This window comes from Pseudoduganella flava (genome assembly GCF_007830495.1).
GTDB lineage: Bacteria > Pseudomonadota > Gammaproteobacteria > Burkholderiales > Burkholderiaceae_D > Rugamonas > Rugamonas flava.
Genome location: NZ_VLKW01000002.1, coordinates 194,334 through 218,503 on the forward strand (window position 1 = coordinate 194,334; position 24,170 = coordinate 218,503).

Genomic DNA, 24,170 nt, shown 5'->3' on the forward strand with positions numbered 1-24,170 from the left:
CCATGCGCGCACTCCTCCAACAAACCTTGCTGGCGTGCGCGTGCGCGGCGGTGGTGGCGTCCACCTCCGCCGCCGACCTGCCGCGCATCGTGGCCAAGGATGGCCGTCATGCGCTGATCGTCGACGGCGCGCCGTACCTGATGCTCGGCGCGCAGGCCCACAACTCCAGCAACTACCCGAAGGCGCTGGCGCAGGTGTGGGCCGCCGTCGCGGATGCGCAGGCCAATACGCTGGAGATTCCCGTCGCCTGGGAGCAGGTCGAACCTGTCGAAGGCAAGTTCGACTTCAGCTTCGTCGATACACTCGTCAACGAGGCGCGCGAGCGGAACGTGCGCCTCGTGCTGCTGTGGTTCGGCACGTGGAAGAATACCGGGCCGGGCTACCTGCCCGAGTGGGTCAAGTTCGACAACAAGCGCTTCCCGCGCATGGTCGACGAGAAGGGCAAGGACAGCTACTGCCACACGCCGTTCGGCGAAGAGACGCTGGACGCCGACCGCCGCGCGTTCGTTGAACTGATGAAGCACATCAAGCGCATCGACGGCGACAAGCAGACTGTCATCATGGTGCAGGTCGAGAACGAGGTCGGTACCTATGGCCTCGTGCGCGACTACGGCAGCGCCGCACAGAAGGCGTTCAACGGCCCGGTGCCGGCCGCCGTGCTGGCGAAGCAGAAGGCTCCCGTTGCAGGAAAAAGCAGCGGCACGTGGCAGGAAGTGTACGGCCCTTACGCGGAGCAGTACTTCCATACGTGGGCCGTGGCCCGTTACATCGAGGAGATCGCCAAGGCGGGAAGGGCAGTGTACGACCTGCCGATGTACGTCAACAATTCGCTGCGCGACCCGGTCGAACCGCTGGCGCCATGGCGGAGCAACTTCGCCAGCGGCGGCCCGACCTATGACGTGATCGGCATCTACAAGGCGGCCGCGCCGCACATCGACGTGGCGGCGCCGGACATCTACCTGCACGAATCGAACAAGGTGCAGAAGACGCTGGAGCAGTTCCAGAGCCGCGACAACGCGCTGTTCGTGCCGGAGATCGGCAACTCGGCGGACTTCGCCCGCGTGGCGTACGCCGTGTTCGGCCGCGGTGGCATCGGCTTCGCGCCGTTCGGCCTCGATTATTTCCCGTTCTCGAACTACCCGCTGGGCGCGAAGGCCACCGACAAGACGATGGTCGAGCCGTTCGCCCAGGTGTACGGCGCATTCCGCCCGATGATGCGCGAGTGGGCGAAGTGGGCCTTCGAAGGCCGCACCTACGGCGTGTTCGAAGGGGACGACCGCGCGGCGCAGAAGATTGCCATGAAGGACTGGAGCGCGACGGTGTCGTACCGCGAGCGCCAGTTCGCCGACCAGGCAGCGAAGGACCCGATGGAGGGGACGGACAAGCCCAATGGTGGCCTGGCGATTGCCCAGGTGGCGGACAACGAATTCGTCGTCGTCGGCCAGCGGGCCCGCATCAAGTTCGACACGTCCGGCCGCAATGCCGGCAAGCCGATGCTGTATGCGCGCGTGGAAGAAGGACGCTACGACGGCAAAGGCAACTGGGTGATGGAGCGCGTGTGGAACGGCGACCAGACGGACTACGGCCTCAATTTCGGCGCGCAGCCGACGGTGCTCAAAGTGAAAATCGGAACCTACAAATGATCGAGATGAAAATCAGGGCAATTAATATCGCCTGCCTGCTGCTGACCGGCGCGACGTTGCCCACCCTTGCCTTGGCGGGAACGTACCAGCAAACGGCCAGCGGTATCACGGTGGCTCCCGACACTGGCGCCGCAAAAGAAGTGCGGCTGGAAGTCATGGCGGACAACATCGTCCACGTCGTCAAGGTGGACCAGGCGGGCAAGCAGCTGACGCCTTCGCTGATGACGATCGCGAAACCGTGCGCCTGCCGTTTTGACGTGAAGAGGAGCGGCGACGCGGTGGCGTTGACGACGGCGCGGATGGTGGCCACGGTGTCGCTGAAGGACGGCCGCGTGCAATTCGCCGACAAGGGCGGTGCCGTGTTCCTGAAGCAGGACGCGGAAGACATCCAGCCCGTGACCGTGGGCGGCAAGCCTTACCTGGCCGTCAAGCAGGGCTTCAACCACGGCACGAAGGATGCGTTCTACGGCACCGGCCAGCACCAGAACGGCCAGATGAACCTGAACGGCGAAGACGTCGACCTGCTGCAGCACAATATGGACATCGCGATCCCGTTCGTGGTCTCCGACAAGAACTACGGCATCCTGTGGGATAACAACGGCATCAGCCGCTTCGGGGACGCCCGCCCATACGGCCCGATCGACCGCGACCTGAAGCTGACGGATGCGGACGGCAAGCCTGGCGCGCTGACGGCCCGCTACTACATCGGCGGCAAGCTGGCGCTGACGCGCCGCGAAGAACGCATCAACTACCAGTACCTGAAGGACGTGGCGGAGTTCTGGCCGAAGGAGCTGAAACCCCTGAAGGAACTGAAGGACGTGAAGGTCGTCTGGGAAGGCAAGCTTGCCAGCGACAAGCCGGGCGTGCACAAGATGAAGCTGTATTCGTCCGACTATGCGACCTTGACAGTGAACGGCAAGCAGGTGATGGACGTGTGGCGCCAGGGCTGGAACCCGTGGTATCACAACTTCGAGGTCTCGTTCGCACCGGGCAAGCCGGTCGACTTCAAGCTGGAATGGAAGCCGGAAGGCGGCATGGTCTACGTGGCGCACAACGACCCGCTGCCGCAGCCGGAGCGGCATTCGCTGCAACTGTCGTCCGAGATCGCCGAAGGTCTGAACTACTACGTGGTGCGCGGCACGTCGATCGACAACGTGATCGGCGGCTACCGTCTGTTGACGGGCGCGCAGCCGCTGATGCCGAAGTGGGCGTACGGCTTCTGGCAATCGCGCCAGCGCTACGAGACGCAGGAGCAGTTGCTCGATACGGTGCGCACCTACCGCAAGAACGGCTGGCCGCTGGATAACATCGTGCAGGACTGGTTCTACTGGCCGGAGAACGGCTGGGGTTCGCACGACTGGGACAAGGCCCGCTTCCCCGATCCGAAAGGCATGGTGGACGAGGTACACCGGCTGAACGCGAAGATCATGCTGTCCGTATGGGGCAAGTTCTACGCGAACACGGACAACTACAAGGAGCTGGCGGCGAAGGGCCATATGTGGACGAAGAACGTCGAGGATGGCGCGTTGGACTGGGTCGGCCCCGGCTACAAGAACAGCCACTATTCGCCGTACGCGGCGGAAGCGCGCGACATCTACTACCGCCAGATGAAGACGAAGCTCGTCGACCTGGGCTTCGACGCCTGGTGGCTCGACAACACGGAGCCGGACGTGCTGTCCAACACGCGGCTGGCGGACTTCAAGCAGCTGATCGGCCCGACGATCTACGGCCCCGGCGAGATCACGTTCAACTCGTACAGCCTGCTGCAGACGCAGGCCGTGTACGACGGCCTGAAACGCGACCAGCCGAACAAGCGGCAGTTCCTGCTGTCCCGCTCCGGCTTCCCCGGCATCCAGCGCAACTACGCGGCGATCTGGAGCGGCGACACGGTGGGGCGCTGGAACAACCTGTACGACCAGATCTCGGCGGGCGTGTCGGCCTCGATGTCCGGCATTCCGAACTGGACGCACGATATCGGCGGCTATGCGCAGGAGACCCGCTTCCAGAGCGGCGAGCTGGGTTCGGCGCAGGAAAACCGCGGCCTGGGCAACGCGCAGGTGAAGGCGGAAGACCTGAAGGAATGGCGTGAGCTGAACCTGCGCTGGTGGCAGTTCGGCGCGTTCACGCCGCTGTTCCGCTCGCACGGCGAAGTCGTCAAGCGCGAGATCCACATGCTGGCGCCGGAGAACTCGCCGATGCGCGACTCGATGGTGTGGTACCTGAAGCTGCGCTACCGCCTGATGCCGTACATTTACGCGACGGCGTCGAGCACGTACTTCGATGCGGGTTCCATCATGCGCGGCCTCGTGATGGACTTCCCGAACGACCCGGGTGCGAAGGACGTGCGCGACCAGTACCTGTTCGGCCATGCGTTCCTGGTGGCGCCGGTGCACGAGTATGGCGCGCGCGAGCGTGGCGTGTATCTGCCGGCCGGCGCGCAGTGGTACGACTACTACACGGGAGAGCGCCTGCAGGGTGGCCGCAAGGTGACGGCGCAGGCACCGGAACAGCGCATGCCGCTGTACGTGAAGGCCGGTGCGATCGTGCCGATGGGCCCCGTGACGCAGTACGTGGACGAGAAGCCCGATGCGCCGCTGACCTTGAAGGTGTACACGGGCGCGGATGGCACGTTCGGGCTGTACGAGGACGATGGTGTCAGCGAGGACTACCAGCGTGGTGCCTACTCGCGCATTCCGCTGGCGTGGAACGAGCGCACCGGCACGCTGACGATCGGCGCGCGCGAAGGCAAGGGCTATCGCGGCATGGTGGGCAAGCGTACGTTCCGTGTGCAGTTCGTCAAGCCCGGGGTATCGTCGGCCGACACGTTCGATGCGGCGGACAAGGAAGTGACGTATGACGGCAAGGCCGTGACGGTGAAACTGTGAGAGGACCGATGAGAAAGACGATGGTGGCGGCCGCCGTATTGGGGGCGATGATGGTGGTGGCGCATGCGACGGCCGCGCCGGATGCGGACCGGCGCGCCCAGGATACGGTGGCGCGGATGACGCAGGCGGAAAAGCTCAGCCTCGTGTTCGGCTACTTCGGCGCGGAGTTTGCCGGCGTGAAGCCGCCGAAGGATGCGATTCCGTACACGGCCGGCTACATCCCCGGCGTGCCGCGGCTGAACGTGCCGCCGCAATGGCAGACGGATGCGGGCCTGGGCGTGGCGACGCAGCCTTCGCCGCAGCCGCGCGAGCGCACCGCGCTGCCGTCGGGCCTCGCCACGGCGTCCAGCTGGAACACGCAGCTGGCGTTCGATGCGGGCGCGATGATCGGCCGCGAGGCCCGGCTGTCCGGACACAACGTGATCCTGGGCGGCGCCGTGAACCTGATGCGCGAGCCGCGCAACGGCCGCAACTTCGAGTACGCGGGCGAGGACCCGCTGCTGGCCGGCGTCATCACCGGCGAGCAGATTCGCGGCAACCAGTCGAACCATATCGTCGCCACCGTCAAGCATTTCGCGTTCAACGACCAGGAAACGAACCGCAACACGATCGATGTGAAGATCGACGAGGCGGCCGGGCGCATGTCCGACCTGCTGGCGCTGCAGATCGCGATCGAGCGGGGCGACCCGGGCTCGGTGATGTGCTCGTACAACCTCGTCAACGGTGTCTACGCGTGCGAGAGCGACTGGCTGCTCAACCAGGTGCTGAAGAAGGACTGGGGCTACAAGGGCTTCGTGATGTCCGACTGGGGCGCCACGCATTCGACGGTGGCCGCCGCGAACGCGGGACTGGACCAGCAGTCCGGCTGGCCGTTCGACAAGTCGATGTACTTCGGCCCGGCGCTGAAGGAGGCCGTCGACAATGGCCACGTACCCCCGGCGCGGCTGGACGACATGGCGCGGCGCATCGTGCGCGCGATGTACGCGGCCGGCGTGATGGATGCGCCGCCGGCCAAGGTGGAACCGGACAAGATCGATTTCGCGGCGCACGCGAAGGTGACGCAGCGCGCGGCGGAAGAGGGCATGGTGCTGCTGAAGAACGACGGCGTGCTGCCGCTCGCGCTGAACGGCGTGAAGACGATCGCCGTCATCGGCGGGCATGCGGACAAGGGCGTGATCTCCGGCGGCGGCGCGGCGCAGGTGCATCCCGTCGGCGGCAGTCCCGTCAAGGGTGAAGGGCCGAAGCACTTCCCGGGGCCGATCATCTACCTGCCGTCGTCGCCGTTGAAGTCGCTGGCGGCGCGCACGCAGGCCCGCGTGACGTACCACGACGGCAAGGACCCGGCAGCCGCCGCGAAAGCCGCCGCCGCGGCCGACGTCGCGATCGTCTTCGCGACGCAGTGGATGGCTGAGAGCCTGGATGCGCCATCGTTATCTCTGCCGGACAACCAGGATGCGCTGATCGCCGCTGTCGCCGGCGCGAACAAGCGCACCGTCGTCGTGCTGGAAACGGGCGGCCCGGTCACGATGCCGTGGCTGGGCAACGTGAACGCCGTGCTGGCCGCATGGTTCCCCGGCTCGGCGGGCGGCGAGGCGATCGCGCGCGTGCTGGCGGGCGAGGTTAACCCGTCGGGCCGCCTGGCCGCGACGTTCCCCGCATCGGAAGCCCAGCTGCCGCGCCCGAAGATCGACGGCGACCCGACGAGCCGCGACGGCCGTTTCACGACCGACTACAACATCGAAGGCGCGGCCGTCGGCTACAAGTGGTTCGACAAGCGGGGCATCAAGCCGCTGTTCGCGTTCGGCCACGGGCTGTCGTACACCACGTACGAGTACCGCGACCTGAAGGCGCGGCATGAAGGCGGCAAGGTGACGGTGTCGTTCACGGTGGCCAACACCGGCAAGCGCCCCGGCCAGGCCGTGTCGCAGGTGTACGTGAGCCCCAAAGCGGGCGGCTGGGAAGCCCCGCGCCGCCTGGCCGGCTGGGACAAGGTCGCACTGCAGCCGGGCGAGCGCAAGACCGTCAGCGTGACGGTCGACCCGCGCGTGCTGTCGATCTGGGACCCGCAAACCCGCGGCTGGCGCCGCACCGCCGGCGACTACGAGTTCACCCTCGGCGGCGCCTCCGACGCAATCACGGCCCGCACGACCCTCGCGCTACCCAACTAAAACATTTCTCAAAATCGGGGTCTGACCCCGATTTTGAGAAACATTTCCAAAATTCGGGGACTGTCCCTCGATTTTGGAAATTATCTGGCTGCGGAGCATGCCTTTATTCGCCAAATCGCCGAAATGCTGATATCGATGCGGAGCCGATAAGGCTAGCATGGTGCGCGAGGGGAAATGTTTCCGGGATTGAGGGACAGTCCCCGGATTTGGGCAACTTTTCTTGTTGGGTTTTTGATGAAAGCGATCCTGTTTGCGGCGGGGTGTGTCGTGGCGGCGCCACTGTGGGCGGCGCAGTTCAATGTGCTCGTGTTTTCAAAGACGGCCGGCTGGCATCACGAGTCGATCCATGAGGGCGTGACGGCGCTGCGCGAGCTGGGGCGGCTGCATGACTTCACTGTGTTCTGGACCGAGGATGCGGCGCGCGTCTTCAATGACCGTGAACTGGCCAAGTACCAGGCCGTCGTTTTCCTGTCGACGACGGGTAACGTGCTCGATGCGGACCAGCAGCTGGCGTTCGAGCGCTATATCCGCGCGGGCGGCGGGTTTGTCGGCGTGCACAGCGCGTCCGATACCGAGTACGGCTGGCCGTGGTACCGCCAGCTCGTCGGCCGCATGTTCCACGTGCACCCGGCCGTGCAGAGCGCCGTGCTGAAGGTCGAGGACGCGAACTTCCCCGGCATGGAGCGCTTCGCGCCGCGCGACCTTGTGACGGAGGAGTGGTACGAGTTCGGCCCGGCCGAAGTGGACCAACCGAAGCTGCACTACCTGCTGTCCGTCGACGAATCCACTTACGCGCCTGCGACCAAGTGGGCCGACAAGGAAGGCAAGGGCATGGGTGCCTTCCACCCGGTCAGCTGGTACCAGCAGTACGACGGTGGGCGCGCGTTCTACACGGCGCTCGGCCACCTGCCCGCCACGTGGACGGATCCCGCCTTCCGCCACCACCTGTATGGCGGCATCTGGTGGACCGCGACGGGGCGGGGCTTCAAGGCGCGCTGAGCGCGTGATGGCGTATCAGACCAGCGGCTGATACACCATTCCATGCTCCATCGTGCCGATCAGCTGCGCGTAGTTCTCGGCGCTCTCGGAGAAGCCGACCAGCACGGCGGCCGGCGTATCGCTGCCCGAGGTCAGCCTGTCCATCCAGTGCGCGAAGCCGGCGGCGTCCGGCGCGCGATGCAGCACGTTCTCGTACAGCCCCGTGACAAAGGTGGCGTAATCGATGCGCGTGCCGTACAGCGCCTGGAATTCCGGCGAGGCGACGAAGTAGTTGGCGACGGTGCCAAGGCTCATGCCGCGATCCAGCTGCGCGATCCACAAGCCCAGGCCCGGCAGGTCGGGCGCACGGTCGAATGCGGCTTGGTACAGCCGGTACGCCTGGCCGGCGGCGCCCTCGGTATCGAAAGCGACGCCGAGGTCGGCAAACTCCACGCGCTCGACGTCGACCAGCGTGTCGACGCCGTCCAGTCCCACGTAGTCGGTAACGGTGAGGCGGTGGCCGAACACGTCCACGTCGTAGTCGGCCAGTTTGCCGTCGTACTGCACCGTGTCGACGCCGCTGCCGCCGTCGAGCATGTCGTCGCCGCCGCCGCCGTACAGCAGGTCGTCGCCGCCGTAGCCGTACAGCGCGTCATGCGCGGACGTGCCCGTGATCGCGTCCGCCGCGGCCGTGCCGGCGCCCACCTGCACGCCGATCGTGTCGAGGTCTTCCAGAATGTCCAGGCTCACGTCGCTGTACGGCGCCCAGCCGCCCTGGTGCCACGACGCGTCCACGTAGTAGGTACCTGAATACGGCGCGATGAAGGCGAGGCCGTCCTGGCCGATCGCACCCCAGCCGTCGTCCTCGGCGATCGGGTAGCCGTCATCGTCGTACAGCACCAGGTTGTACGGATCGTCATAGCTGTCGGACGTGACCGTGTACAGCGCGCCGGCAACGGCGGTAAAGCTGAACACGGGGTGGTTGCCGGCGGCCGGATCGCTGCTGGCGTAGCCCGCCTGGTTCTCGTAGGCGTCGCCGGCAAAGCGGGGCCGGAATGTCAGGTGCGCCGCGTCATCCATGTCGGCGTAGTCCAGCAGCGGCAGGTAGGGAAGCGTCTCGTAGTAAGCCATCGCGCAAGTCCTCGTGTTGATGTATCCGGGGTTGTTTGCGACAGCTTAATCCGGCGGGACGGGCGCGTGCGGTGCCGATTACACTTTGTTGCAATGGCGCCGTCAGACAGCCGGCGTAAGGCAGCGGATGGAGCCGGGCGGCGGCACGTTGAGGATGGCCCAGAACGCGCCGATGTCCGCCACCGCCTTGACGAGTTCAGAGAATTCCATCGGCTTCACGATGTAGGCGTTCACGCCGAGGGCATAGCTGCGCGCGACGTCCTGCTCCTCGCGCGAGCCGGTCAGCATCACGACCGGCACCTGGGCGATGGCGGGCGTGGTGCGGATCGTTTTCAGCACGTCGGCCCCGTCGAGCTTCGGCAGCTTCATGTCGAGCAGCACGCAGGCCGGATTGCCGGGCGTCCGACCGGCGTACTGGCCGCGGCGCAGCAGGTAGTCGAGTGCCGCGACACCGTCGTCGACGACAATCGTTTCGTTCGCGAGCTGCGCGCGCTCGAGGGCGACCAGGGCCAGCTCCTGGTCGTAGGGGTTGTCTTCGACAAGCAGGATGGGTTTCAACATCGACATGGCGCCGGGGAGGCGGGGCGAGGGCTGGGCCGCGGATTATAGGTCATCCATACGGCCCGGCCTAACGGGGGTGACGCTTTCATACAACAAGTCATCCCCGTCGCCGGCCGTCAGGCGAATTCCGCGTGCGCCTGGCCGATCAGGCGCACGTGCATGTCGTCGTGCGCCACCGCCAGGTATTGAGACTGGGGCGCGGAAGTGGCCAGCGTCAGCGTCGTGTCGGCAAAGCGCAGCAGTTCGATATTGGCCAGCGTGTCGCTGCCCTCCGCTCCCGAGACGCTCCACGTGCCGGTGCCCGTCTTGACGACGCTGTAGGCGCTGCGCAGGCCGCTGTAGAACGCCGTGTCCGTGCCGGCGCCGCCGTTCAGCGCATCGTTGCCGGCACCGCCTTCCAGCACGTCGTTGGCGGCGCCGGCCGTCAGCGTGTCCGCCGCGCTCGTGCCGGCCAGCCAGCGGCCGCCGGCCACCGAGTTCACGCCCAGGTTGCCGGCCAGGCCGTCGCCGCCGTACAGCCATTTCAACGCCGCCACGTCGTATTCGCTGAACGTGGAGTGCACGCCGCCCGCATGGGTGTACGACATCAACGTGTAGGCCGTGTTGTCGACGGCGGAGGGCAGGTGGATCGTGCCGTCGAACGGGTGCTTCAGGCCCAGCATGTGGCCGATTTCGTGCAGCAGCGTCTCGTAGCCCTGCGTGCCGGTGGAAAGGTTGGCGTTCATGCCGGCCCATTCCGCGTTATCGAGATAGACATAGGACGACGCGACGAACTTCGTCACCACGTTGCTGCTGTTGTACGAATAGCTGTAGTGCGAGCTGTCCAGGCCCGTCGTGCTGGAGCCGGACAGGTTGGCGTTCGCAAAGTGCACCTGCGCCAGCGTGGCGTCGGCCGTTTCCATGAACTTGATGCCGGTGAGCTGCGAGACGTAGTTCATCGCACCGCGGGTGGCCGCCTGTTGCGCCGAGGTGAAGCCCTGCGGCGCGGACAGCAGCGCCGTGTTGCCCGTTTCGAGGTTGGCGGCGGTGGAGAACGTGTAGTACAGCGTGTTCGTGGTCGACGTGACGTAGTTCCAGTTCGGCAGCGCGCCGAGCAGCGCGTCGATGTGGTTGTAGCCGGAGAGGGTGGTGCTGGTTGCTTGCGAGACGGTTGCCATCGATGGTTCCTGTAATGAAAACGCGAGATGGCAGTATTTGCCGCGCGCCCGGTCGGGTCAACCGTGCGCGCGGTGAGTGTGCACTCCTGGTTTGAACGTCAATCCCGAACGTCAATCCTGAACGTCAATCGTGAACGTCAGTCCTCGACGACGAGCCGGTCGCCCACGTACACGCGATAGCGGCGGATGCGCCCCGTCACGCCATCCGGCCCCTGGCGCGGCGTGTAGCGCAGGCCCGCCACGTCGGCGGCGGCGCCCAGGTCCAGCACGAGGCGGTGCGGCGGCTGCGCTTCGCTCTTGCTGTAGGCGGAATGCCAATAGTCGGTGGCCTGGCCGTTGATCGCGTTCAGCGCCGTGCCGTCTTCCTTGCTGGCTTCTTCGCTGCTGGCGTAGGCGATCGTCCACAGCGACTGGTTCAGCGTCTTGCCGTCCTTGCCCAATAACGCCAGTTCGGCGATCGCGACGAACGGCTTGCCGTCGAACGCATCCAGCGCTTCCAGGCACACCTGGCGGCCATGCGCCACCTGGGCGAACGTCACGTCCTGCGTCGCGCCGCCCGGCTGGAACCGACCTTCGTGCACGGGGGCCATGCCCTTGAGCTGCACGCGCGCGGTGCTCGGTGGCCGTGACAGGTCGCGCTCCGGGCGCAGCCGGTCCAGCACCGGCGTGGCCAAGCCGGCGATGCGGTTGCCCTGCGGGCCCGTCAGGTCCAGCACGACGATCTCGTTGCGGCCCTGGCGCAGCCATGGGCCGGGCAGGTACATCGTCTGCGTCGGGCCGATGCTCCAGTAGCGCCCCAGGCAGCGGCCGTTGATCCACACGATGCCCTGGCCCCAGGATGCCATGTCGAGGAACGTGTCGCCGGTCGCCGCCACGTCGAAGCCGCCGCGCCAGAATGCCGGGCCCTTTGCTTTCGCCCGTTGCCACGTCAACGGCGGCAGCACGCCGTCCGCGTCGAAGTCGATCGCGCGGATTTCCCAGTTCTCCAGCGGCTGCGCCTTGGCACCCTTGGCACGTAAGGTGACGGGGCCGTGCAGGCCCTTGCGGTCGTGGATCTCGACGCCGAAGTTCACGCGGGCGATCGTGTACAGCAGGATCTCCAGCGTCGCTGCCTGCGTGCGCGCCGGCAGTTCCACCTTGAAGCGGCGGTGGCGCGTGTCCATCGTGCCGACTTCGCGGCCATCCACGTACACCCATGCCAGGTCGCGCACCTTGGCAGCCTCCAGCACGGCAGCGGGGCCGGGCGGCAAGGTGACGCGGTAGGCCACGAGGCCGCGGCTGATGTCGTATTGTTCGATCGGCTGCGGCGAGGCGGCGCGGATCGCCTGCTGCGGCAGGTTGGCGAACACGCCGGCCGTTTCGTCCAGCGTGAACGGCGCGATCGTGATGACGGGCAGTCGGCCTGGGGGCTGCGGCAGCGTCTCGCCGGGCGCCAGGTGGCGCGAGATGCCGGCGCGGTAGGCGTCGAATTTCTTGCCGATCCAGCCCGCCTCGCCGATCGGCGCATCGTAGTCGTAGCTCGTCGTGTCGGGCCGGAACGGCCGGTCGCAGCCGCCCCACAGGCCGAACGTCGTGCCGCCGTGCGCCATGTACAGGCTGAACGAGCCGTTCGCCGCCAGCATCGTCTCGATATCGGCCACCGCCTTTGTCGCCTCACCGGTGCGGTGCGGCGCGCCCCACGTGTCGAACCAGCCCGAGTAGTATTCGCCGCACATCAGCGGTCCTTGCTGCACGGCGGCCAGCGCCTTGAAGCCGCCCTGCGGATCGCTGCCGAAGTTCGCCACCGAGAACAGCTCGGGGATGTGCGTCTTCGCCACCGCGTTGGTGGGATTGCACTGGAACAGCGGCACGTCGAAGCCGCCATCCTTCAGCGCCTGGCGCATCGTGCGCATGTACTCCAGGTCTTCGCCGAAGAAGCCGTATTCGTTCTCCACCTGCACCATCAGGATCGGGCCGCCCCGCGTGATCTGCTGCGCGCCCAGCGCGCGGCCCACCTCGGCCAGCCAGCGCCGCGCCGGCCGCACGAAGGCGTCGTTGCGCGTGCGCAGGAATGCGTCGCCGTCGTGCTTCAGCAGCCACCATGGCAGGCCGCCCATCTCCCATTCCGCGCACGCATACGGGCCGGGGCGCAGGATCACCCACAGGCCTTCCGCCTGCGCCAGCCGGCAGAATTCGGCCGCGTCGCGCTGGCCGCTCCAGTCGTATTTCCCCTCGCGCCATTCGTGGTAGTTCCAGAACAGGTAGGCGCACACGGCGTTCAAGCCCATCGCCTTGATCGCCTTCAGCCGGTGGCCCCAGTATTCGCGCGGCACGCGGGCGAAGTGGATCTCGCCGCAGCGGATCTGCAGCGGCTTCCCATCGAGCAGGAAGTCGCGGTCGCCGATCGCGAAAGTATGGGCCGCGGCGGCGTGGGCCGATGGCAGCAGCGTGCTGCCGACGGCGGCGGCGGTGCCGAGCAGGACCCGGCGGCGGGAAGGCTGGATGGTCATGTGTCTCCGTTCTTGTGAGTAGGTGAGGGCAGTGCTTGGATGCGCGCCATGCAGGCAAGGCACAGCAGGCCGCCGACGGCACCGGACAACAGGGTCAGGCGGTAGTCGTGGCCGGACAGGTCGAGCAGCGGGCCCTGCACGAGGCCCAGCACGATATTGCCGGCAACGACGACGAGATCCTTGGTGGCGTTGAGCTGCACGAAGCGCTCGCGCGGGAACAGCGCCATCGGCAACGATGCCGCCGCCGTGAACCACGTGCCCGAGACGATCACGTGGCCGAGGTACACGGCCTGGAAGCCGGCGGCGTCGGTCGCCACCAGCCAGCCCAGCGCCGCGAGCACGCAATACAGCGCCATCGTGACGGCCGACACGCGCAGCGCGCCAAGCCGGTCCACCAGCGCGCCGATGCCGAACGCCGTGCCGATCGAGACGCAGTAGCCGGCCGCCGTCAGCATGCCGAGCGTTGCCTTCGGCACGCCGGCCGCATGCGCGTAGAACTGATAGAACGTGTTGAATGGCCCGAACGTGACGCCGGCGCAGACGAACACGCCGATCGCCCACAGCATGCCGGTGCCGCCGAGGCACTCGCGCAGCCCGGCCCGGTCCCGTGCGGGAGGCCGGGCCGGCGCCGGCTGTTCGTGCACCTTTATGCACATGATCACGAGCGCCACGCCGAACACGATGCCGGTGGCGGCGACGATCGTGCCGAGGTGGCGTTCCGTCAGCGCGAACAGCCAGGTGTGGAAGGCGATGCCGGCGCCCAGGCCGACGATGCGGAACAACCCATAAAACCGGCCCAGCCAGCCGAACGGCACCACGTCGTTGACGAGCCCCGTGAACAGCGACAGCGCGCACAGCGCGGCGCAGTCGAACAGCGTCCAGAACAGGCCGAAGACGGCGAGGCGGCAGGTGCGCAGGCCCGGCGAATGAGCGCCGAGCAGCACGTCGGCGGCGCCGCCCAGTTCCGGCGACCAGGCCAGGCCGAGCAAGGCCGCGCAGCCTGCCGGTGCCGCCACCAGCAGGAACGGCCGGCGCCGCCCCCAGCGGCTGTGGAACCGGTCCGAGCGCCAGCCGACCCACGGCACGACGAACATCGACAGCAGCGCCGGCACCACCGACAGCAGCAGCGACGTGGTGGTGTCCGAGGCGCCCAGCACGCGCAGCATTTCGACGCTGGATGGCAGCGCGGCGCGGTCGCGCATCGCGATGCCCAGGTCGCCCAGCAGCAGCCAGCCCAGCACCGCAGCCAGCGCGGCGCCGCCGGCGGCCTGCACGGTCAAGGCGGACTGCCGGGCGGACGGCGTGGCGGCGGCAGGGCCGGCCATCATGCCGCGCCAGGCGCGGGTCCGGTCGATTGCCGGATCACCAGCTCCATCGGGAAGGCGGTGCGTGCCGAGGTCACGCCGGCACCCTGGATCAGCGCGACGACATCGCTGACCGCCTGCGTCGCCAGCGCCGCCAGCGGCTGGCGCATCGTCGTCAACGGCGGGAACACGTGGCTGGACAGGGGGATATCGTCGAAGCCGATCACCGACACGTCGCGCGGCACCTGCAGGCCGCGGCTGTGCACCGCGTCGATCGCGCCATACGCCATTTCGTCGTTGGCGGCAAAGATCGCTGTCGGCGGCCGTGGCAACGCCAGCAGGCGCTGCGCCGCCGCGTTGCCGGGCGCCTGCGCGAACGCGCCGCTTTCCACCAGCGCCGCGTCGACCCGCAGGCCGGCCGCGTGCAGCGCGTCCTTGTAACCCAGTTCGCGCTCGCCGCTCTGGCCCGTGTGCGGCGTACCGCCGATGAAGCCGATGCGGCGGTGGCCCAGCGCGAGCAGGTGCTCGACGGCGGCGCGCGCGCCCATGCGGTTTTCGATCGCCACCACCGGCAGCCGCACCGGCCGCGCATCGAAATTGACCAGCACGGCGGGCACGCTGTGCTGCTCGAGCGACTCCAGGTAGCGGTCCGCGCCGTTCGGCATCACCAGCAGCAGGCCGTCGCACAGTTTGGACAGCATCTCGACCGTGCCGGTACGCGCCGGATTGTCGAAGCGCTCCGCGTTGAACAGCAGGATGTCGTAGCCGCGCGCGCGCGCCTCGGAACTGATCATCCGTGTGATCTCGTGCAGCACCATTGAGCCGTAGTTGTTGACGAATACGCCGATCAGGTTGCTCTTGTCGCCGCGCATGCGGCGCGCCAGCATGTCCGGCGTGTAGTTCAGCTGCGCCGCGGCGGCCATGATCCGCTCGCGCGCCGCTTCGGATACATAACCGACGCCCCGGATCGCCCGCGATGCGGTGATCGGCGAGACGCCGGCGATCTTGGCCACTTCACTGAGCTTGCTTGCCTTGCGCATCGGGTTCCGTCGTGTACTGAAGAGAGGTATTGACTGTACCAGAGCCGTGCAGGTGGCGGAGGGCATGTGGTCACGTTACCACATCGGCCGTCACTGGCCGAAGTCACTTTATTCAATGAAGTCAATGGCTTAGCTTTTTCAGCATGGAAATGATCAAAGTGTTGAGCGTTTCTTGCCGAGATGAATGTGGTAACGTGACCACATCACGGGAGCGTCGGACCCGTGCGCCGACCACTATACGAATTCAATAGGGAGACACCGATGAACAAGAAGATCCTCGCCGCGCTGCTGCCGGTTGCGCTGGCTGCCGCTTATGCACCGCAGGCCCGTGCCCAGGAAGCCGGCGCAGCCGCACCGGCGCCCGCGCAATCCACCGACGCGACGGCGCCCGCCAGCGGCGCCGCCGACAGCGCGCCCGTCAACACCGTCGTCGTCACGGGCTTCCGTTCCAGCCTGCAGAAGGCGCTGAACCTGAAGCAGCAGGCGATCGGCGTGCGCGACTCGATCGTGGCCGAGGACATCGGCAAGTTCCCCGAGGCGAACGTGGCCGAATCGCTGCAGCGCGTGCCGGGCGTGATCCTGAACCGTGACGAAAGTTCGGCCGAAGGCCAGCGCATCTCGATCCGCGGCCTGCCGACCGAATACTCGGTGACGACCTTGAACGGCGCGCCCGTCAACACCACGTCGACCAGCACGATCGGCAGCGCGGCGCGCGGCTTCAACTACGACGTGTTCGCGTCCGAGCTGTTCGGCCGCGTGGACTTCTACAAGTCGCCGCTGGCCGAACTGACGGAAGGGGGCCTGGGCGGCATCGTCGACCTGCAGACGCCGCGCCCGTTCGACAATCCGAAGCGGGCGATACGCTATGGCGTGACGGCGGCATACAACACGATGTCCGAGCACACCGATCCGGCCGGCTTCGCGCTGTATTCGAACACGTGGGGCAACTGGGGCTTCCTGATCGGCGGCTCGCATTCGGGCAGCGTGAACAACCGCTCCGGCTTCGAGGCGACGGGCGGCTACAACAGCTCGTTCAACGGCAGCCAGAACCCCGTCAAGGGCAACTTCGCCGTCGCACTGGATTACGACGACCCGCGCGCCAACCTGTCCGGCTACACGCGCGACCAGATCGACCGCGCACTGCTGCCGCGCATCTACCGCTTCTACGGCTCGAAAAACGACCGTACGCGTGACGGCCTCGTGTCGTCGCTGCAGTACAAGAGCGGCCGCCTGAACGTCAGCTTCGATACCTTGTATTCGAAGCTGAAGAACGAGCGCGACGAGATGTACTTCGGTATCCTGATCCGCAACAGCAAGACGACGAACCGCAATGCGCCGGCGGGGCAGACGGGCAACAACGGCCTCGTTCCCGTCAACGTGCACATCGATCCCGCGACGAACCTGTTGACGGGCACGTTCGCGAACACGTCGTACAGCAGCGGCACCACGTACAGCAACGACCAGACGGAATTCGGCTACGGCGCGCTGAACCTGCAGTTCAAGGCCAGCGACCGGCTGACGTTCAATGCCCAGGCCAGCGCCAACAACAGCAGCGCGCTGTCGTACCAAAGCACGCTGTCGGGCCAGATCTTCGGCATCACGTCGACGATCGATTACGGCGACGACCACGTGTACCCGTCGCTGTCGTCGCCGACGAGCTACACGGACCCGAACAACTTCTCCGGCTTCCAGATCGGCACCGGCTGGACCAAGGAAACCGACAAGGGCCGCCAGGCGCGCGCATCGGCGGACTGGGACTACGACCTGCCGGGCGGCTGGACGGGCCACATGAAGACGGGCTTCTCGTACGTCGAGACGACGAAGGGCATCGACAAGCGCAACGGCACGTCGCTGGCCACCGCGAAGCTGAACCAGCTGGGCAACGCCGGCCTGCGCGGCGGCATGACGTCGAACCTGCCGATCTCCAACCTGGACATGGGCGGCGGCTGGCCGAACGCGTGGGGCACGTTCGACCGCAACTACACGTACGCCACGTTCAACCCGCTCGAGTACAACCCGAACAGCGCATTCACGCCGGCGCAGAGCTTCAAGGCCGAGGAGAAGGTCAGCACGGCCTATGTGCAGTCGGACTTCAAGGGCGAGGTGCTGGGCCGCGAGCTGCGCATGAACGCCGGCGTGCGCTATTCGGAAACGAAGACGTACATCGACAACTTCAAGCAGGCGGGCAACAACCTCACGTATGCGCCGAACCAGGAGCAGGGCAAGTACAGCAATGTGCTGCCGGCCGTGTCGGCCGCGCTGGACGTGACGGACTCGCTGATGTGGCGCGCGTCGTGGGGCAAGACGATCTCGCGCGCGTCGCTGGGCATCATCGCGGCGCAGACGGTGATCCCGAACCAGTTCGACAACACGGCCACGTCCGGCAACCCGAACCTGAAGCCGCAGCAGTCGAAGAACTTCGACACGAGCCTGGAGTGGTACTTCAAGCCGGGCAGCCTGCTGTCCGCCGCGTACTTCCGCAAGACGCTGACCGATGCGACGGTGGCCAACACGTCGCAGACGACGTTCGGCGCGCTGGGCCTGCCGGATACGGCACTGGGCCCGATCTTCCAGGACGGCGCCGGCCACGTCGACCCGAACCTGCCGATGACCTTGCGCAGCTACACGAACGCGGGCAAGCAGGTGCTGAAAGGCTATGAGCTGGCGTACCAGCAGGCGTTCGACTTCCTGCCCGACCCGTTCAAGGGCTTCGGCGCGCTGGCCAGCTTCACGCACATCGATCCGTTCAACAGCGCCGAATGGATCACGACGGGCGGCAAGAAGATCGAGGTCAACTCGGTGCCGAAGTATGCCTACAGCACCACGGGCTACTACGAGAACGGCCCGCTGGCCGTGCGGCTGTCGTGGAACTACAAGGGCCGCTCGCTGCATGGCGACAATCCGAAGAACAACGGCGATGACCTGATCCGCTGGCGTGCCGCCCGCGGCTACCTGGACGGCAACATCAGCTACAAGATCAGCGACAAGCTGGAACTGCGGATCGATGCGCTGAACCTGTCCAACACGCTGTCCTACGATTACTTCGAGGATGCGAACGGCGTGTACGGCAGCGGCAAGAAGACGCGGATGGACTACGCCAAGTACGACGGCCGCACCATCAAGATCGGCATCCGCGGCAAGCTGTGATCGGGAGTCGTCTGGCTTTGCTGGCGCTGTCCGCCGCCCTGGCGGGCTGCGCGCATGATGTGCGCACCGTGGACGTGGCGCCGGGGTGGGCGGACAACTCCGTCAACACGGTGGTGTTCCGCCGCCACGCCCTCGTCAGCGACGGCGCGCTGCAGTTCATCGCGTTCTACGATGGCGACGGACGCGTCGTGCTGGGCCGGCGCACGCTGGGCACCACGGCGTGGCGGCTGGAGCGCACGCCGTACCGGGGCAATGTGCGGGACGCGCACAACAGCATCAGCCTCGGCATCGATGCGCGCGGCGTGCTGCACGTGGCGTGGGACCACCACAACGGGCCGCTGCGCTATGCACGCGGTACCGCGCCCCATGCCCTCACGCTGGGCGCTGAAGAGCCGATGACGGGCCGCGACGAAGGCTCCGTCACGTATCCCGAGTTCCATCCGCTGCCGGGCGGCGCGATGCTGTTCCTGTACCGCGACGGCGGCTCGGGCCGCGGCAACCTCGTCGTCAACCGCTACGACCCGGGCACGGGCCGGTGGACGCGGCTGCACGACAACCTGATCGGCGGGGAAGGGCGGCGCAATGCGTACTGGCAGGCCGTCGTCGACGCGGCCGGCACCCTGCACCTGTCGTGGACGTGGCGCGAGTCGCCCGACGTGGCCAGCAACCACGACGTCGCGTATGCGCGCTCGCGCGATGGCGGCGTGACGTGGGAAGACAGCACGGGCCGCAAGCTGGCGCTGCCGATCGTGGAAAGCACGGCGGAAGTGGCGGCGTGCGTGCCGCAACGCAGCGAATTGATCAACCAGACGGCGATGGCCGCCGACGGCGCCGGCCGGCCCTACATCGCCACCTACTGGCGCGCCGCGGGGCAAGCGGTGCCGCAGTACCGGATCGTCTACCGGCTTGACGCCGGCTGGCGCACGCTGGACCTGGACTGGCGCAGCACGCCGTTCTCGCTGTCCGGCCAGGGCACGAAGGCGATTCCGGTGGCGCGGCCGCAGCTGGTCGTCGATGCGGCCGGGCGCCATGCGCTGCTGCTGTTTCGCGACGCGGAGCGCGGCGCGAAAGTATCGGTGGCCGACGTCGACATCGCGCGCGGCAGCTGGACGTTGCGCGACCTGACGGACGACAGCGTGGGCGCGTGGGAACCGAATCTCGATCCGGTGCGCTGGCGCCAGGCGGGCGAGCTGCACCTGTTCGTGCAGCAGGTGCGCCAGGCCGATGGCGAAGGGCTTGCCGGTGGTGGCCCGACGATGGTGCGCGTGCTGGAATACCAACCGAAGGAGTGGAACGAATGAGACGTGAATTCATGGTGCGCGGCACGCTGCTGGCCGTCGCGCTGGCGTTGGGCGGTTGCGCCACGCAGCGGCAGGCGGACAGCGGAGAGAGCCGCGCCGGCGTGATCGCCGCGATCGACAAGGTGAACGGCTACTGGCAACAACATACGCCGGCACAGGAATGGCCGTTCTGGAACGTGGCCACGTACCACACGGGCAATCTGGAAGCGTGGAAGATCACCCGCAACGACGCTTACCTGCGCTATACGCTGGACTGGGCGGAGCACAACCGCTGGATGGGCGCGACGTCGACCGACAAGTCGCAATGGAAGTACACGTATGGCGAGACGCCCGAGCACGTGATGTTCGGCGACTGGCAGACGTGCTTCCAGGTGTATGCGGACTTGTACAAGCTGGCACCGGACCCGAAGAAGATCGCGCGTGCCCGCGAGGTGATGGAATACCAGATGAGCACCCCCAATAACGATTACTGGTGGTGGTCGGACGGGCTGTACATGGGCATGCCCGTGATGACGCGGCTGTACAGCATCACGCAGGATCCGAAGTACCTGGCGAAGATGCACGACTACTTTGCCCACGCCCGCAAGATCATGTACGACGAGGACGAGAAGCTGTTCTATCGGGACGCGCGCTACGTCTACCCGGCGCACCAGAGCGTCAACGGCAAGAAGGACTTCTGGTCGCGGGGCGACGGCTGGGTGTTCGCGGCGCTGCCGCGCGTGCTGGAAGACCTGCCGGCCAACGACCCGCACCGCGCCGAGTACGAGCAGGTGTTCCGGGACATGGCGGCGACCCTGAAGCGCGTCCAGCATGCGGACGGCTACTGGACGCGCAGCCTGCTCGACCCGGCCCACGCGCCGGGGCCGGAGACGAGCGGCACGGCGTTCTTCACGTACGGCTACCTGTGGGGCATCAACCACGGGCTGCTGGACAAGAACGAGTACCTGCCCGTGGCGCGCAAGGGCTGGCACTACCTGACGACGGTGGCGGTGCAGCCGGACGGCCGCATCGGTTATGTGCAGCCGATCGGCGACCGGGCCATTCCCGGCCAGGTGGTGGACCGCGATTCGACGGCGCACTTCGGCGTCGGCGCGTTCCTGCTGGCGGCCGCCGAGATGGTGCGCCTCATAGACAATCGCGACAAGGGGAACTGACATGCAACGACGACACTTCATCCGCACTCTGGCCGCGGCACCCGGTGCGGCGATGCTGGGCGGCGCCGGCGAAGCGCTGGCGGCGGATGCCACGCCGGCCGCATCGGCCGATGCGCGGGCGTTCCAGCTCGGCCTCTTGCGGAAGATGGCCGAGCCGGTGCTGTTCAATATGGCGCAGGGCAAGCTGAAGAAAACCTTCCAGCTCGAGGTAAGCCCCACGTGGGATGGCCGCGACAAGGGCGTCGCCTACCTGGAATGCTTCGGCCGGCTCATTGCCGGCATCGCGCCGTGGCTGGCGTTGCCCGACGATGCGAGCGACGAGGGCAAGGCCCGCAAGCGCTTGCGCGAACAGGCGCTGCAAAGCTATGTGCACTCGGTCGATCCGAAGAGCCCGGACTACCTGCTGTGGAAAGGGCCTGGCCAGACGCTGGTCGATTCGGCGTACTTCACGAATGCGCTGATGCGCGCGCCGCAGGCGTTGTGGGAACCGCTTGATGCGACGACGAAGCGGCGCATCGTCGCCGAGATCAAGAGCCTGCGGCGCATCGAGCCGCCGTACATCAACTGGCTGCTGTTTGCCGCGATGAACGAGGCGTTCCTGCTGTCGATCGGTGAGGAATACGACCCGATGCGGATGAACGTCGCGATCCGCAAGATCAACGAGTGGTACGTGGGCGACGGTTGGATCAAGGATGGCGAGGCGTTCCACTTCGATTACTACTCGTCGTACGTGATGTACCCGATGCTGGTCGAGATCCTGGAAGTGCTGGCGCGGCACAAGGCACCGTTCTGGAACGGCAAGCCGGACGAGCTGCTGGCGCAGGGCTACAAGCGGATGCAGCGCTATGGCGAGCACCTGGAGCGCTTCATCTCGCCGCAGGGCACATGGCCGCCGATCGGCCGCTCGCTGACGTACCGCACGGCCGCGTTCCAGCCGCTGGCGCTGCTCGCATGGCGCAAGCAGCTGCCGCCATCGCTGCCGGAAGGGCAAGTGCGCGCGGCATTGGACGCGGCGCACCGCGCGATCTGGACAGCCCCGTCGAACTTCACGCCGGAAGGCTACCTGACGATCGGCTTCATGGGCCACCAGCCGGAGCTGGGCGACTGGTATTCCAACAACGGCAGCATGTATATCGCGTCAGCCGGGCTGCTGGCGCTGGGGTTGCCGGCCACGGACAGCTTCTGGACGGCGCCCGCGCAGGACTGGACGCAGAAGAAGGCGTTTGGCGGCGCGAAGTTTGCAAAGGATTATCCGGTGAATTACTGAGGATGAATGGATGAGCTCGCGTACGCTGAGGCCATGGCCTCAGCGGCCAGGCACCGGTAACACAGAGGCTCAACTGCTGAGCTTGTGTCACTGGTGCCAGGCACCAGTGACACAAGCTCAGCCGTCCGCCGCCAGCGGTGTGCGGGGCAGGGATGGTACACTTTGCCTACGTTTAACTCCGCATCAGACTGACATGGCTTCCCCCGCATCCCTCTTTAAAATCACCCCGTCGACCAACCCGCTGCCAGCCGCCGAGCGCGAGCAGAAGCTGAAGGCCATTCAGTTCGGCCGCGTCTTCACCGACCACATGGCCGTGGTCAGCTACCGCGATGGCAAGTGGCAGGATGCCGAGGTGAAGCCCTACGGCCCGCTGTCGCTCGATCCGTCCGCCTCCGTGCTGCATTACGGCCAAGCGATCTTCGAAGGCTTCAAGGCCTACCGCCAGCCGGACGGCTCCGTCAGCCTGTTCCGCCCCGAGGCCAACTGGGAGCGCTTCAACCGCAGCGCGCATCGCCTGGCGATGCCGGCGATTCCGCAGGATGTGTTCATCGGCGCGGCCGAGGCGCTGGTCGCGCTCGACCAGGCGTGGGTGCCGTCCGGTTCCGGCGAAAGCCTGTACCTGCGGCCGTTCATGATCGCCACCGACCCGTTCCTGGGCGTGCGGCCGTCCGACGAATACCTGTTCCTGATCATCGCATCGCCGGCCGGCGAGTACTTCCCGCAGGGCCTGAAGCCCGTCAGCGTGTGGGCCAGCAAGGAATACGTGCGCGCCGCGCCCGGCGGCACGGGCGAGGCGAAATGCGCCGGCAACTACGCGGCCAGCCTGCTGGCGCAGGCCGAGGCGAAGGACCATGGCTGCGACCAGGTGATCTGGCTGGATGCGATCCAGCGCGAGCTGATCGAAGAGATGGGCGGCATGAACCTGTTCTTCGTCTACCGCGACGGCGGCGAGCCGGTCATCGTCACGCCGGCGCTGACCGGCACGCTGCTGCCGGGTATCACGCGCCTGACGTTGCTGTCGCTGGCCGCGGACCTGGGCTACAAGGGCGAGGAACGCCGCCTGCCGTTGAGCGACGTGCTGCGCGACATCCAGTCCGGCGCGATCAGCGAAGTGTTCGCCTGCGGCACGGCCGCCGTCATCACCCCGGTGGGCCTGATCAAGGGCCGCGGCTTCGAACAGGTCGTCAACAACAATGAGAACGGTCCCGTCGCGATGGCGCTGCGCGATGCGCTGCTGGGCATCCAGCGCGGGACGGCGCCGGATACGCACGGCTGGCTGCACCAGGTACCGCTCGCATGAGCGCGGGCCGGCGCAGCGTCGGCCGCCACGGCAAACAACAAGATCAGTAACCCAGAAGGAGCAAGCATGTCCGGTTTCAGCATCAACCTCGAAGAGAAAACCCTGTCCAACGAGTACTTCCGCGAAGTGCTGTTCACGACGCCGCGCAGCCAGCTCGTCGTGATGACCCTGCAGGCCGGCGAAGAGATCGGCGCGGAAAAGCATGACGACACCGACCAGTTCATCCGCGTCGAAGAAGGCGAGGGCAAGGCGATCCTCGACGGCGAAGAACACGCGCTGGCGGATGGCGTGGCCGTCGTCATCCCGGCCGGCACGCACCACAACGTGATCAACACGGGCACCGCGCCGCTGAAGCTGTACACCTTGTACACCCCGCCGGAGCACCCGGACGGCACGATCCACAAGGACAAGGCGGAAGCCGACGCCTACGAGGCCGCGCACGGCCACCACTGATCCACTTTCGCAACCCGCGAACCAGCAAGGCAGCTTCGGCTGCCTTTTTTGTTGTCCAGCTGGTCGCTAAACAACAGGGGACTGTCCCTCGATTTTGGAAATATTTCTTGAATCGAGGGACAGTCCCCTGTTGCGTAAACCGGACGATTTCGCCATCGCCTGCCGCGGCCTCCCTCTGGGGGCCTCACGTGG

General features: G+C 66.7%; 16 protein-coding genes. 10 read left to right on the forward strand and 6 right to left on the reverse strand.

What is annotated here, in order from left to right; translation table 11 throughout:
• The first annotated feature begins 2 nt into the window (after positions 1–2).
• The 4 genes from IP92_RS05220 (at position 3) to IP92_RS05235 (ending at position 7,695) form a co-directional block, all read left to right on the forward strand.
• Positions 3–1,643 carry a GH35 family beta-galactosidase gene (locus tag IP92_RS05220; protein WP_145873486.1) on the forward strand — a complete coding sequence of 547 codons (1,641 nt, stop codon included), beginning with the start codon at positions 3–5 and terminating at the stop codon, positions 1,641–1,643.
• Positions 1,640–4,528 carry a glycoside hydrolase family 31 protein gene (locus IP92_RS05225; RefSeq protein WP_229418638.1) on the forward strand — a complete coding sequence of 963 codons (2,889 nt, stop codon included), beginning with the start codon at positions 1,640–1,642 and terminating at the stop codon, positions 4,526–4,528. Before IP92_RS05220 ends, IP92_RS05225 begins: the two co-directional genes overlap by 4 nt.
• An 8-nt stretch (positions 4,529–4,536) precedes the next feature.
• On the forward strand, positions 4,537–6,696 hold the full coding sequence (locus IP92_RS05230) for a beta-glucosidase family protein (RefSeq protein WP_145873487.1): 2,160 nt from the start codon (positions 4,537–4,539) through the stop codon (positions 6,694–6,696).
• A gap of 234 nt (positions 6,697–6,930) precedes the next feature.
• A complete protein-coding gene (locus tag IP92_RS05235) occupies positions 6,931–7,695 on the forward strand; it encodes a ThuA domain-containing protein (RefSeq protein ID WP_145873488.1) in 765 nt (254 codons plus the stop codon).
• Positions 7,696–7,710: 15 nt separating this feature from the next.
• Here the strand turns inward: IP92_RS05235 and IP92_RS05240 are convergent, their stop codons facing one another.
• The 6 genes from IP92_RS05240 to IP92_RS05265 all read right to left on the reverse strand — a co-directional run bounded on the left by IP92_RS05240 (position 7,711) and on the right by IP92_RS05265 (position 15,356).
• The gene (locus IP92_RS05240; protein ID WP_145873489.1) at positions 7,711–8,805 is read right to left on the reverse strand and encodes a DUF4214 domain-containing protein; all 1,095 of its coding nucleotides are present in this window, start codon (positions 8,803–8,805) and stop codon (positions 7,711–7,713) included.
• Positions 8,806–8,907: 102 nt separating this feature from the next.
• Positions 8,908–9,366: a response regulator gene (locus tag IP92_RS05245; RefSeq protein ID WP_145873490.1), complete on the reverse strand. Its 459-nt coding sequence runs from the start codon at positions 9,364–9,366 to the stop codon at positions 8,908–8,910.
• Between the two features lie 116 nt (positions 9,367–9,482).
• Complete coding sequence (locus IP92_RS30375) at positions 9,483–10,523, reverse strand: matrixin family metalloprotease (RefSeq protein ID WP_145873491.1); 1,041 nt, start codon at positions 10,521–10,523, stop codon at positions 9,483–9,485.
• Positions 10,524–10,660: 137 nt separating this feature from the next.
• Entirely contained in the window at positions 10,661–13,012 is a 2,352-nt protein-coding gene (locus IP92_RS05255) for a beta-galactosidase (protein ID WP_145873492.1), read from the reverse strand.
• Positions 13,009–14,340 (reverse strand): MFS transporter, encoded by a 1,332-nt coding sequence (locus tag IP92_RS05260; protein WP_145873493.1) that lies wholly within the window; start codon positions 14,338–14,340, stop codon positions 13,009–13,011. The genes IP92_RS05255 and IP92_RS05260 overlap by 4 nt, the downstream gene beginning before the upstream one ends.
• Complete coding sequence (locus IP92_RS05265; protein ID WP_158206691.1) at positions 14,337–15,356, reverse strand: LacI family DNA-binding transcriptional regulator; 1,020 nt, start codon at positions 15,354–15,356, stop codon at positions 14,337–14,339. Before IP92_RS05265 ends, IP92_RS05260 begins: the two co-directional genes overlap by 4 nt.
• Positions 15,357–15,617: 261 nt before the next feature.
• Here IP92_RS05265 and IP92_RS05270 point away from each other — a divergent pair, with 261 nt between their 5' ends.
• The 6 genes from IP92_RS05270 to IP92_RS05295 all read left to right on the forward strand — a co-directional run bounded on the left by IP92_RS05270 (position 15,618) and on the right by IP92_RS05295 (position 23,978).
• Positions 15,618–18,503, forward strand: a complete 2,886-nt coding sequence (locus IP92_RS05270; RefSeq protein ID WP_145873495.1) for a TonB-dependent receptor — start codon at positions 15,618–15,620, stop codon at positions 18,501–18,503.
• Positions 18,500–19,804: a BNR repeat-containing protein gene (locus IP92_RS05275; protein ID WP_199271906.1), complete on the forward strand. Its 1,305-nt coding sequence runs from the start codon at positions 18,500–18,502 to the stop codon at positions 19,802–19,804. The genes IP92_RS05270 and IP92_RS05275 overlap by 4 nt, the downstream gene beginning before the upstream one ends.
• Positions 19,801–20,958, forward strand: coding sequence for a glycoside hydrolase family 88/105 protein (locus IP92_RS05280; RefSeq protein WP_145873496.1), 1,158 nt, complete (start codon positions 19,801–19,803; stop codon positions 20,956–20,958). The genes IP92_RS05275 and IP92_RS05280 overlap by 4 nt, the downstream gene beginning before the upstream one ends.
• A gap of 1 nt (position 20,959) precedes the next feature.
• Entirely contained in the window at positions 20,960–22,225 is a 1,266-nt protein-coding gene (locus tag IP92_RS05285; protein WP_145873497.1) for a DUF2264 domain-containing protein, read from the forward strand.
• Positions 22,226–22,418: 193 nt separating this feature from the next.
• A complete protein-coding gene (locus tag IP92_RS05290) occupies positions 22,419–23,525 on the forward strand; it encodes a branched-chain amino acid aminotransferase (protein ID WP_145873498.1) in 1,107 nt (368 codons plus the stop codon).
• 66 nt (positions 23,526–23,591) lie between these two features.
• Complete coding sequence (locus IP92_RS05295) at positions 23,592–23,978, forward strand: cupin domain-containing protein (protein ID WP_145873499.1); 387 nt, start codon at positions 23,592–23,594, stop codon at positions 23,976–23,978.
• Positions 23,979–24,170: the final 192 nt, after the last annotated feature.